Source organism: Pedobacter cryophilus (genome assembly GCF_005116455.1).
In the GTDB taxonomy this organism is placed as follows: Bacteria; Bacteroidota; Bacteroidia; order Sphingobacteriales; family Sphingobacteriaceae; genus Pseudopedobacter; species Pseudopedobacter cryophilum.
The window spans coordinates 402753-415595 of the sequence record NZ_SWBP01000001.1; the positions used below are offsets into that span (position 1 = coordinate 402753).

General features: G+C 32.7%; 10 protein-coding genes. 7 read left to right on the top strand and 3 right to left on the bottom strand.

The annotated features are described in order from the left end of the window. Position 1: 1 nt before the first annotated feature. On the top strand, positions 2-1252 hold the full coding sequence (locus FA046_RS01715; protein WP_136824636.1) for a PP2C family protein-serine/threonine phosphatase: 1251 nt from the start codon (positions 2-4) through the stop codon (positions 1250-1252). Here FA046_RS01715 and FA046_RS01720 read toward each other — a convergent pair. The 3 genes from FA046_RS01720 to FA046_RS01730 form a co-directional block, all read right to left on the bottom strand. Further along, positions 1227-2666 (bottom strand): O-antigen ligase family protein, encoded by a 1440-nt coding sequence (locus FA046_RS01720; RefSeq protein ID WP_136824637.1) that lies wholly within the window; start codon positions 2664-2666, stop codon positions 1227-1229. The genes FA046_RS01715 and FA046_RS01720 overlap by 26 nt on opposite strands. Continuing rightward, positions 2667-3767 (bottom strand): Wzz/FepE/Etk N-terminal domain-containing protein, encoded by a 1101-nt coding sequence (locus FA046_RS01725; RefSeq protein ID WP_136824638.1) that lies wholly within the window; start codon positions 3765-3767, stop codon positions 2667-2669. It lies immediately after the preceding gene. 534 nt (positions 3768-4301) lie between these two features. Continuing rightward, positions 4302-5756: an oligosaccharide flippase family protein gene (locus FA046_RS01730; RefSeq protein ID WP_136824639.1), complete on the bottom strand. Its 1455-nt coding sequence runs from the start codon at positions 5754-5756 to the stop codon at positions 4302-4304. Positions 5757-5851: 95 nt separating this feature from the next. Here FA046_RS01730 and FA046_RS01735 point away from each other — a divergent pair, with 95 nt between their 5' ends. The 6 genes from FA046_RS01735 (at position 5852) to FA046_RS01760 (ending at position 12405) form a co-directional block, all read left to right on the top strand. After that, positions 5852-6979: a glycosyltransferase family 4 protein gene (locus FA046_RS01735; RefSeq protein ID WP_136824640.1), complete on the top strand. Its 1128-nt coding sequence runs from the start codon at positions 5852-5854 to the stop codon at positions 6977-6979. Next, the gene (locus FA046_RS01740; RefSeq protein WP_136824641.1) at positions 6973-7569 is read left to right on the top strand and encodes a ribonuclease HII; all 597 of its coding nucleotides are present in this window, start codon (positions 6973-6975) and stop codon (positions 7567-7569) included. The genes FA046_RS01735 and FA046_RS01740 overlap by 7 nt, the downstream gene beginning before the upstream one ends. Before the next feature lie 12 nt (positions 7570-7581). Next, the gene (locus FA046_RS01745) at positions 7582-8787 is read left to right on the top strand and encodes a glycosyltransferase family 4 protein (RefSeq protein WP_136824642.1); all 1206 of its coding nucleotides are present in this window, start codon (positions 7582-7584) and stop codon (positions 8785-8787) included. Between the two features lie 76 nt (positions 8788-8863). Continuing rightward, entirely contained in the window at positions 8864-9949 is a 1086-nt protein-coding gene (gcvT, locus tag FA046_RS01750) for a glycine cleavage system aminomethyltransferase GcvT (RefSeq protein ID WP_136825299.1), read from the top strand. Then, entirely contained in the window at positions 9949-10671 is a 723-nt protein-coding gene (locus FA046_RS01755) for a 2-phosphosulfolactate phosphatase (protein WP_136824643.1), read from the top strand. Before gcvT ends, FA046_RS01755 begins: the two co-directional genes overlap by 1 nt. 153 nt (positions 10672-10824) lie before the next feature. Next, complete coding sequence (locus FA046_RS01760) at positions 10825-12405, top strand: M28 family peptidase (RefSeq protein ID WP_136824644.1); 1581 nt, start codon at positions 10825-10827, stop codon at positions 12403-12405. Positions 12406-12843 lie beyond the last annotated feature (438 nt).

The window sequence follows — 12843 nt, forward strand, 5'->3', positions numbered from 1 at the left end:
TTTGACATCAAAAGAAAATTCATCAGAAAATGAGGATCAAATAGATCTGATTGAACTTTTGCTTAAAAGGCAAGCTGAGCTTAATGCTTTATTAGAAATTACCAGAGCAATCAATAGCAATGTACCAAGTGAAACATTGATAGAGATGCTGCAAATGATTATGATGAGCAATCTGAGAATTAAAAAATTCAGGTTGTTACTTCAAAACATTGATGAGTTTCATTGCGTTTCTAATTTTGGTGGCGAGCTAGAATCTTTTGAAGATCTACAATACATTGCTGCCGAACTAGCCGAATTAAAAATTCCTATCCCAATTACTGATCATCCCCATCCATTAATTAATGCTTACGATTTTTTTATTCCGGTACATCATAAAGATGAAGCTTTGGCTTTTGTACTAGTTGGAGATTTTGAAGCTGATGAAAAATTAGTGAACAATAAAATAGATTACATACAAACCTTAATTAATGTAATAGTTGTTGCTTTTGAAAATAAAAAGCTTTTTAAAGAACGTTTACACCGAGAACGTTTACAGCGTGAAGTTGAGTTAGCTAGCCAAGTACAAAACATGCTCATTCCGCAAAAACTGCCCAGTAACCTGGTGGTAGATGTAGAGGCTATTTATCGTCCGCACCAAAGCATTGGTGGCGATTTTTTTGATTTCATACAGCTTAACGATGATAAATTTTTATGGTGCGTGGCTGATGTTTCTGGTAAAGGAATCTCGGCAGCATTAATTATGGCAAACTTTCAGGCTAGTTTAAGAGCTTTGGTTTCTTTAGACATGAGCCTTACAGATTTAATTGAAAGACTAAATCAGGTAGTGTTTAACAATACCAAAGGAGATAGGTTTATCACTCTTTTTATTGGTGTTTACAATAAAATTACTCGTACAGTAAATTATATAAATGCTGGGCATAATGCCTCTTTGGTGATTCAAAACAACAGCATTACCCCTCTAAAAAAAGGAACCACCATGATTGGGGTTTTTGATGAGCTTCCGTTTGTGAACGAAGGAGAAATTACTATTGAGGCAGAAGCCATCATCTTTAACTACACAGATGGTATTATTGAGTTTGATGGTGATGAAGAACAATCTTTATCTGAAGATGATTTAATGGAATTTTTATCAAACAATAAAGACGAAGATTTAAAGGAAATTCACCATTTATTAATGGAAAAAATTGAAGATTTAAGACACCAAAGTGAAGCATCTGATGATATCACTATTTTATCTTTAAAGTTTCATTAACATCGGCTTTATGCCTAATTGCTATCGCAATACACATTCCCATCATCGCCCAAAAAATAACTGCGGCTTTATCCTGATCTAAAAAATTATTCATCAGGCCATGAAAAAAATAGGTCATTAAACTCAGCAACAACGCTAAACTCAACATTTTTACTTCTCTATTTACCGTTTGATAATAGGTTTTCATTAAGGTTTGAATGTAAATCCCAAAAACAAAAAGCATAGTCAACAAACCAAATATTCCACTTTCTACTAAAGGTCCAAAATACTCACTATGTATGTTTCCCATGGTACCTTGTGTGGTACTTATAGAAGTCATTTCATGTGCTCTTTGATAGGGCGAATATTTAAACATGTAAGTCCCCGGACCAAAGCCTAAAAAAGGTTTTTCTTTAAACATTCGCCAACCTGCTTCCCATCGATTTAAACGCTCTACATTAGATTCGTCTGTTTTTACATTGGCAATAGACTTGATATCGCCTTGTAAACTTTTTCCAGATGCCGTTTTATTAAATCTTAACTGCTGATAAATTTCATCTTGATAAATAAAAGCAACGCTTAAAATAATTACAAAAGAAAGCACTAAGGTTTTAAACCTGATTTTTAGTTTCAAAATCAAGTAAAACACAAAAGCAAAAGCAATACTCAGCCAAACCGCTCTTGAGTAAGAGAAAACAACACCAACTAAGGCGCATCCGCTGATAAAAAAAGCCAATAAACGTTCGGTAAAATTCACTCCCGAGTTTTTATACCAAGTAATAATAAGGCTGTAAACCAAAACAATAGCGCAAACAGCACCATAAATGGTATGATCATCCATAAAAGGTTTCATCACTTTATTTGCATCATCTTGGCTAAAGCCTTTTAAATAGTGCTTGCTAAAAGTATAAAAAACAACCACCGTTAATCCTAAACCAAATGCCAATAAAAAAGCTTTTATTTTTTTTGGTTGATTAAACAAAATGCTTCCCCAAAAAAAACCAGTAACTATAAACCATAATCTGGCGATAAAGAATTTAAACGAGACTAAAGGCATACTACTGGTTATTGTAGTGAACAAAACCCAAAGTAAATTGATACTAATAGCTAATGTTAGCGGGTGTTTTAGTTGTTCTTTAATAAGGAGAGATTGCTCAAATAATTTGATGAAAAACACCAACATCATCACCAGCATTAAAGGCTCATCTATTAAATTAATTCCCGAATTTCCAATCAGTATTTTAACCGAAAAGGGCGTACAAAAAGCAATTAATAAAAGGATTTTATCTAAAGAAAGTAACACTAAACATAAGCCAAATAATAATGCCGGCAATATTAAAGCTGTTAAAATTAACTGCGAATAGGCTAAGTAAATGGCCAATAAAAGCAATCCTAAACCATAGCTGTAAAACCTTTTAACGGCTAATGTTTGCATTTAAGCTTTCTTAAAATTCGGCAGAATGATATCGTTATAAATAGCCATAAACAACCCGATTAAGAATGCAACTAAGGTGGTAATTAAAACCACTAATAACCTGTTTGGATATGATTTCATCTCAGGCTTTTGAGCTTTATCAATAATAAATTTTTGGTTAATAGATTGACCAAAATCTACCTGAGCGTTTTCGTATTTGTTTTGCAAAATGGCCAATGCTTCTTTTTGCTTTTCAAATAAGGCTTCATTCTCCACGTAATCTCCACTATACTTTCCAAAAGTTTCTATACGTGGTTTTAAAGAACTAATAGCTGCTTTAGCTGCGGCTAACCTGCCCTTTGCCCTAATAATGGTGGTATCAGGTAATTTGCTTTTATAAGCATCATAAACTTTTACTCTAGCTTCTTCTTCTTGCAATTGAGTTTCGGCTTTTACAATAGCAATAGTTAACACTTCAGATTGTGCCAAATAATCATAAATCCCTTTTTGCCTTAAGCCAGTTAAAACATTTTGTAGCGAATCTAATTCCTTCTTCTTAGAAAAGTATTGAATTTTTATGATTTCAAAAGCTTGTTTGGTTCTTTGTTGTTGAATGTTGGTTTTTAAACTGTCTAAAATATAACCTACATAATTAGCCATATTAGCCGCGTAATCTGGGTTTTCATCCGTAATGGTGATTTTTACCGCTAAATAATCTGTACGCTTAAATTCGGCATTACTTTCAAATTTCCTTTTTACTTTAGTGATTACGTATTTATCGTTTTTATCTATCCCGTAATGTTCTATCAGGTTAAACTTTTGAATTGCTTTTTCTTTGATCTGATCAGAATTTAAGATTTGCAGCATTTGATCGGTTTGCTCTTCAGACCCAAATTCCATTAAGCCTTCTAGGTTGTTGTTATCTAAAACAGATTTAGAAATAGAACTGTTAGCCGGCGCATAAAATATGGTGAAAGCCTCATATTTAGGCTTAATTACAAAGCTTAAGATAATGCCTAATACAGCGCCTATTAAAGTGAAAATGATAATATGCTTACGATACTTAATCCCAACCTTGGTAATAGCTATAAGGTTAAACTGTTGGAGTTCTTCTGATTGCATAATTAAGTTAGGATGGTAAAGTGGTTAAACGGTTTGCAAGTTTAAGTTGTGCCCGATTTACATCATTGCTTTCTATGTTTGCGCAAACATAGTTAATTTGCAATGCAGGCAAAGTGAGCACCTTGCCTAGCCATAGATTAAACTTGCTGTTAGTGGTTGCCTTTCTCATTGTTCTATTTTAAAGATTTAGTTAATTTCCACATAATGTCCAAATAGGAGCTTGAACAGATTCCAAAAATCAAAATGATTACACAAAACCCTAAAAAATCTATCCAATTCCATCTTCTATTATAGTCTTCTTTCGAGTCCTTAGCACATTTTACTAAAATTAAAATAGCGTGAAATAACATGCAAACTATAATAATAAAATAGAAAATAATGTCGGCTCCACCAGAATGATTGAATAAGAAAAGCGAACTAAAAAAGAAATATATCACGAAGATTGCCAGCTGTCTTAAAATTCTATTTCTGATTTCGTTCATGTCGGGTTTAGTTTACCGCTAACAATTATTTTGGTGAATATAAAAAGAAAGGTCAATTGATTCCTTCAATGGCTTCTATTTTAATTAAATTCTTTATTTTTTTAATGGAGAACAACCTCAATAATAATGTATAAGAAAGAGCTAAGATGAGATAAATTGCTAAGCCTAATAACCAATTAAAGTTTGTAAAAGTTAAAATATAACCAGTGCCTAATAACAGACCTATAAGAGCACTCATTTTAAATACTGTATTTAAATTTATTGCAGATTTAAAGTATCGATAATAATATAAAAAATATAACAAACCCACCCAAAATAGAGATATTAAGGTGCTAATTGCAGCTCCAAGCGCCTGGTGTTTTGGAATTAAAAAAAGATTGATAAAAAAGTTAAGCAGCAAGCCCGAAGCAGAAATTAAATTCAAAACCTTTAAGTTTTGATTAGCTGTAAGCACTGTACTAAAAATATAAAACAGCACAACTAAAGGACTGCTAAACATTAATACCCCAAAAATTTGTGCTAAATAAACGCTACTTTTTGTTCCATAAATAAAAAACATCAGCTCGGTTTTGTAAAACCAACAAGCAAAAGCAATAATAATTGATAAACTAAATAAAACTTCAAAACTCACATTTACCAGTTTGGAAATGTCCTTTTTTAGGGCTAAATATTGGCTTACAACCGGATAAAATAAAGAAGCAAATAAAATAGGCAACATATTAGAAGCATCTAATAAGCGATAAGCAGCCGCGTAAATACCCGTCTCTAATTGTCCGTTAATCAACATTTTATCTAGCATAATGGTATCTATTTTATTGTAAGCCAAAACCAAGAAAGTGAACAAGGCAAAAGGTGCTACTTTTTTTAACACAGAAAACTCTGGCTTAAAATCTCTAAAATCAAAAAGCACAATTCCTTTGCTTTTGAGTACAAAAAAACAAAGCACAATACTTATCAAAATCGCAATAACCTGACTTACCGCAAAAAAGTAAATGCTACTCATAAAATCTGTTTTTAGATAAAGAAAAGGCAAAAACAGGGCAATTAACAGTGTTTTATCAAAAACAGAAAAGAAGGTTTCTAAATTAAATAATTGATGCGCTTTTAAATATCCTCTCAAATAAATTAAGAACGACCATAAAAAGTGATACACACTTAATAGTAGTAAAAGCTCAAAATAATCATCGCGGTAGCCCATTAAATAACCTAAACTTAGGGCTATAAAAAAGAAAGCAAATGATAAAAAGAGCTTTAAAAAAAACAGACTAGAATAATGATCGGTGTTTATTTTATCAATAGATAAGGAGTGGATAAGGTAATTACTGAGGCCAGGATCTGAAATTGCACTTAAAATAAAAGTGAAATTAAAAAGGCTGTAATAAAGTCCGTATTCGGCAAAGCCAACGCTAATTTGCACTCCTCTTTCTACCCCAAAAATCCAGATTAATTTAATGATTAAATTAACCAACACTAAAACAACTACCTGACTTGCAAATTTTTTAGACATATAATTTCTTCAGCAAAATAAATGTTTAAAAGCTAAGCCGCAATTTTATTATGGCAAGGCTTTATTTAACTTAGCGATACCTAAACCAAAATAAGGTGATTATAGCCGTTAACACTCGTTTATTACAAAAAAACAATTTAGAAGGAATTGGAAGATTTACTTTTGAAACCTTTAAAAGAATGGTGCTTAACCATCCTGAAGTTGATTTTATTTTTTGTTTTGATAGAAAGTTTGACGCCTCCTTTATTTTTGCTTCAAATGTAAAACCGCTCATTATTTATCCCCAGGCAAGGCATCCATTTTTATATTATTTATGGTTTGAGTATGCTTTACCAAACGCTTTAAAACCATATAAAGTTGATGTTTTACTATCTCCTGATGGCTTTATTCCCCTAAAATCTAATATCAAAACACTTGCTGTAATTCATGATATTGCTTTTGAGCATGATGCAAACGGTGTAGATTGGCTCACTCAAACATATTATAAACATTATTTTCCAAAATTTGCTAAAAAAGCAAATAGAATAGCCACGGTTTCTACCTTTAGTAAGCAAGATATCATTAAAACTTATGGCATTAATGAAAGCAAAATTGATGTAGTATATAACGGTGTTTCAGCTGTTTTTAAAGCACTTTCTTTACCAGAAAAAGAGCAAGTGAAAGTGAAAATCACCAATGGGAAACCTTATTTTGTATATACGGGATCTATTCATCCTCGTAAAAATATCATCACCTTATTAAAAGCTTTTGAAGCGCTAAAAAAACAACATCAAGTCCAACATCAATTGGTTTTAGTGGGCAGAAAAGCTTGGAAAAACAAAGAGTTAGAACAATTTTTATCGCAAATGACGTTTAAAAATGAGGTGATCTTTACAGGAAAATTGAGTGATGAAGAATTAAGTAAGGTTTTGGCTTCCGCCGATGTTGCCGTTTATCCTTCTACCTTTGAGGGATTTGGATTGCCCGTTATTGAAGCTTTTGCTTGTGGTGTTCCTATCATTACTTCTAAAAACACAGCAATGGAAGAAATTGCAAAAGGAGCAGCCCATTTATTTAATCCTTTAGATGATGATGAACTAAAAAACTTACTATTCAACTTGATTACTCATCCATTTAAAACAGAAGAAAAAATTAAACTTGGTTTTAAGGTTGCACAAAGTTATACTTGGGATGGTGTAGCCGAAAAACTTTGGACATCTTTAATAAAAACGACAACATGTTAGCATCATTTTATCAGCAAGAATTTATAGAAGCAGGTTGTGACGAAGCTGGAAGAGGTTGCCTAGCTGGACCCGTTTTTGCTGCGGCTGTAATTTTACCAGCAGATTTTTATCATCCACTGTTAAATGATTCTAAGCAAATTAAAGAGAAAGACAGGTTCACATTAAGGGATGAGATAGAAAAAACAGCTATCGCTTTTGCCGTGGCCATGGTTGATCATCAAGAAATTGATAAAATAAATATATTAAATGCCTCTTTTTTAGCCATGCATAGGGCAATTGATCAATTATCCCTAAAACCAAAATTCTTAATTATTGATGGTAACAGATTTAATGCCTATCCCAATATTAAACATCATTGTATTGTAGAAGGAGATTGCAAATATTTTTCTATCGCAGCAGCTTCAATTTTAGCTAAAACTTATAGAGATGAATTTATGGAAAACCTACATCAGGAATATCCTATTTATAATTGGAATACCAACAAAGGTTACCCAACAATACATCATAGAAATGCGGTTTTAAACCACGGTTTTAGTCCTTACCACCGAAAAACTTTTCGTGTTACTGCCCCACAACTATCCATTTTTTAGTAATTTGCATTTATGCGTGTATTGCTAGTTACAAACCGAGTTCCTTTCCCTGCCGATGGTGGTTATGCCATTGTGGTACACCATACCATTAAGGCTTTAGTTGACTTAGGTTGCGAGGTAACTTTGTTTAGTTTAAATACCACCAAGCACTTTGTTAAGGTAAAAGATATTAAAGACCCGCTATTTAAAAGCATCAAATTTGTTCAGTATAAAATAGATAACAGGGTAAAAGCTAAAGATGCTTTTCTCAATCTATTTTCAGATCAATCTTACAATATCAGTAGGTTTTATGATGCTGGCTGTGCCAGTAAATTGGGTCATCTTTTAAGAAGCAACACCTTTGATATTGTACAGTTTGAGGGCTTACAAGTTACGCCGTATTTAGAAGTAGTAAAAGCAAATACCACCGCAAAACTTATTTATAGAGCCCATAATATTGAACACCAAATTTGGAAACGCTTAACCACCAAAGAAAACTTCTTCATCAGAAAAATATATTACAACATTTTAAGCAAAAGATTACAACGTTTTGAATTCAAAATCTTAAATAGTTTTGATGCCTTAATAGCCATTAGCTTTGTAGATGAACACTTTTTTAAAAGCATTTGTAGTATTCCGGTTCATACTTTTCCGGTAGCTTTAAATCTCGAAAATTACAGTAATAACTTTCGCTTATCGCCAAACAAAAGCGTAGGCTATATTGGATCAATGGATTGGCGCCCAAACATAGAAGGATTAGAGTGGTTTTTAGATACCGTATGGCCTTCTATAAGGCAATTAGACTCTGGCATTACCTTCCATTTGGCGGGTAAAAATATCCCAAAACAATTTAAAATAATGGGCGATGAATCTTTTATTATGGAAGGTGAAGTAGAAAATGCGACCGAATTTATAAGCAGGCAACATGTGCTCATTGTGCCCTTACTATCTGGCAGCGGCATGAGGGTTAAAATTATTGAAGCCATGGCTTTAGGTAAATGTATCATTGCCACCTCTATTGCTGCCGAAGGCATTAATTATCATCATGATAAAAACATATTAATTGCTGATAAAGCTGATGACTTTTACAAGCAAATATTACGCTGTTTTACCGATAAAACTTTAATTACTAAAATTGGTGAAGGCGCCCGTAAGCTGGCCGAAAAAAATCACGACAATGCTAAACTCAGTAAATCTTTACTAAAAGTTTACCAAGAACTTTGCGAACCCAAAGGGTGAAAATTTTTATTAATTTCGCCTTTTAAAATTTAAATTTTTAATCGGCCTTATGGGCCATTTACTTCCTTTAAATAAGATGAAAAATACCGCTTTAACAGACAAACACATTGCCCTTGGCGCTAAAATGGTGCCTTTTGCAGGATACAATATGCCGGTTTTATATGCCGGAATTAATGCAGAACATGAAACGGTAAGAACAGCTGTTGGTGTTTTTGATGTAAGCCACATGGGCGAATTTATTTTAAAAGGCGAAAAAGCTTTAGACCTTATTCAACAAGTAATTTCTAATGATGCCTCCAAACTTTTTGATGGCAAAATTCAATACGCTTATCTTCCTAATTTAACCGGAGGAATAGTGGACGATTTACTGGTTTACCGCATAGACGAAAAAACTTATATGTTGGTGGTAAATGCATCAAACATAGAAAAAGACTGGGACTGGATTAGTCAATTTAATACCTACGGAGTAGATATGAATAACATTTCAGATCGCACTTCTTTGTTGGCCGTTCAAGGTCCAAAAGCTACTGAAGCTTTACAAAGTTTAACGGCTGTAAATCTTTCTGAAATGGAATATTACACTTTTAAGAAAGGAACTTTTGCTGGCGTAGAAAACGTTTTAATTTCGGCTACAGGTTACACTGGCGCTGGTGGCTTTGAAATTTATTTTGATAACGCCCATGCTGATGTAATTTGGGATGCTATTTTTAAAGCAGGAGAACCTTATGGCATTAAGCCGATAGGTTTGGGCGCAAGAGATACCTTACGTTTAGAAATGGGATTTTGCCTTTACGGAAACGATATTGACGATAGCACCTCGCCAATGGAAGCCGGCTTGGGCTGGGTAACCAAGTTCACCAAAGAATTTAACAATTCAGCTGCCTTATTAGAACAAAAACAAAACGGAGTAGCTAAAAAACTAGTTGGTTTTGAAATGGTAGAAAGAGGCATTCCTCGCCATGATTATGAAATTGTTGATGCAGATGGAAACATCATTGGAAAAGTAACATCAGGCACTCAATCGCCATCCTTACAAAAAGCCATTGGCTTGGGTTATGTTCACACTTCATTTGCCAAAGAAGGCGATGAGATTTTCATCAAAATTCGTGAGAACAAAGTGAAAGCAAAAGTGGTAAAATTCCCATTCTACAAAAATAAATAATGGATAAAAGAAAAATTGAAGTTTGCTTCACCCCTGCCCTTTTGCCCATTTATGATATTAGCAATGCCATTGTAGTGGTGATAGATATTTTTAGAGCCACCTCTTCTATTTGTTACGGTATAGAAAACGGTGCGGCAGCAATTATCCCCGTTGCCACAGTAGAAGAATGTAAAAGCTATGAAATTGATGGCTTTTTATTGGCTGCTGAGCGAGATGGAAAAGTGGTAGAAGGATTTGATTTTGGCAATTCTCCTTTTGCTTACGCCGAGGATAAAGTAAAAGATAAAACCATTGTATTAACTACCACCAATGGTACTTACGCCATTGACGAATCCAAAAAAACTGCCTTTCAAGTCATTATTGGTTCTTTTCTAAATTTAGACGCCATTTGTAATTACTTAAAATCACAAGATAAAGATGTGTTTTTATTATGTGCCGGTTGGAAAAACAAATTCAATTTAGAAGATACTTTATTTGCTGGTGCTGTAGTTCATCATCTTAAAAATGAAGATTATTATTTAGACGATTCTAGCATATCTGCTGATGATTTATACAACATTGCAAAACACGATTTAGAGGCTTATACCGCTAAAACTTCTCACAGCGAAAGATTAAAAAAATTAGGAATTGAAGAAGATATAAAGTTTTGCCTCAACGTAAATATCGCTACCACTATTCCGGTTTTAGAAGGTAATAAATTGGTAAAGTTGATTTTAAACTAAATTGATATTAACACTCAAAAAAAACCAATCAAATCTATTTTTACAACCAAATCTTTACAAATAAGAAGCTTCAAAAAAACTACATTTGGTTTGCAATAATCGAATAAATTAAGATTTGCATAACCAATCATCAACATTTAAAATAAAGATTAAATGAAAAAACTATTCATTATTACCAGTTTAATGGCTTTTACCCTTGCGACCCAAGCACAGGATAAAAAAGCAATGAAATACGCTAAAACAATTACCAGTAAAGATGCTACAGAAATTTTAACCATTCTTGCTGGCGATGATTATGAAGGCAGAGAAACCGGTAAAGCTGGCGCTAACAAAGCGGCTCAATATATAAAAGAGAAATTTCAAAGTTTTGGTTTAACCGCCCCAGTAAATGGCGATTATTTTCAAATGTTAGACTTAAAAGAAAGAACTTTAGCACAAAAAAACGTGATAGCCAATGGCGAAACTTTAGAGTTTTTAAAAGATTATTACGTTTTACCCGGCAGTTTTGACGACACCAAAAAAACTTTCAAAAACTTTGTGTTTGTAGGTTACGGCATCACTTCTGATAAATACGATGATCTAAGTAGCTTAAACTTAGAAGGTAAAATAGCGGTAGTTTTACCTGGCGAACCTTCTTTAAACGGAAAATCATTAATTAGCGGTACAGATAAAATGTCTGATTGGACCACCAGTCGCACCAAAAAAATCAATGCCTTAAAAGCAAAAAAACCAGCTGGAATTATCATTTTAAATGCTGATATGTCTAGAATGGCGGCCAATAAAGCATATTTTGATCGTCCATCTTTAGTTTTAGGCGAAGTGAAAACCGGAAATTTATTGACCGTTTATGCTAGTAAAATGGCTATTAATAAATTAATGGCAAATTCTTCAAAATCAATTGATAGCCTATCGGCACAAATTAATAAAACTTTGCAACCAGCATCTTTTAGCTTCAACGCAAACTTGGATGTAGATTTACAAAATAAAATGACTCCAGTAGAAGCCAAAAACGTTTTAGGCTTTCTAGAAGGTTCAGATCCTATCCTGAAAAAAGAAATTCTGGTGATTACAGCGCATTATGACCATGTTGGCGTTGGCGATGATGGCGAAGTATTTAACGGTGCAGATGATGATGGATCTGGAACTACAGGTGTTTTAGAAATTGCTCAAGCTTTTACAAAAGCTAAAAAAGCAGGAAAAGGACCCAAAAGAAGTATTCTTTTTATGACTGTGGTTGGAGAAGAAAAAGGCCTATTAGGTTCTGAATGGTATTCAGATCATCCGGTTTATCCTTTAGAAAACACCATTACTAATTTAAATATTGATATGATTGGTAGGGTAGGCGATTTATATAAGGGTAAACAAGATTCGGCTAATTATATTTATGTGATAGGTTCTGAAAAGTTAAGCTCTACCTTAAAGGTAATTAACGAGAAAAATAATAACACCTACACTAAAATGACTTTAGATTATAAGTTTGATGATCCGGCTGATACCGAAAGAATTTATTACCGTTCTGATCATTACAACTTTGCAAAGCACAACATTCCTATCATTTTTTATTTTAATGGTACGCATGAAGATTATCACAAAAAAACCGACGAGGTAAAGAAGATTAATTTTCCTTTACTTACCAAAAGAACTCAGTTAGTATTTTATACCGCATGGGAAATTGCAAACATGGCCAACAAACCTGTTGTTGATAGACAAAATGATATGCCTAATAGCAGATAAATAAACAACTTATTCCTAATAAACTCCATTTACATAAAAAAGGCTTCGAAAATTCGAAGCCTTTTTTGTTTTATACCAAAATTGACTATAAAATTTCTTAAATAAACCCTAAATAATCTTTATTTAATTTTTATAGCAGCCAATTTTGAATCAAATTTCTATAAACACAATAATTAACACCATTTATTTACAAAATTTAGAGTTTAAACATCAATTAATGCCATTTTTAAACAATTTATTTTGTAAAAAACTACTTTATTATAAAATATACATCATTTGAAAATAAATATTTAATATAATTTTTATAGTTTTTATTAAATCAGTACAAAAATTGGCAAATAATAGCTTATTTACTTACCTATATTTGAAATAATAACAAAAATTAATGAAAAATTAACGCACTATTAACGTTTTAATTAAAAAATTCTAAATTTAAAT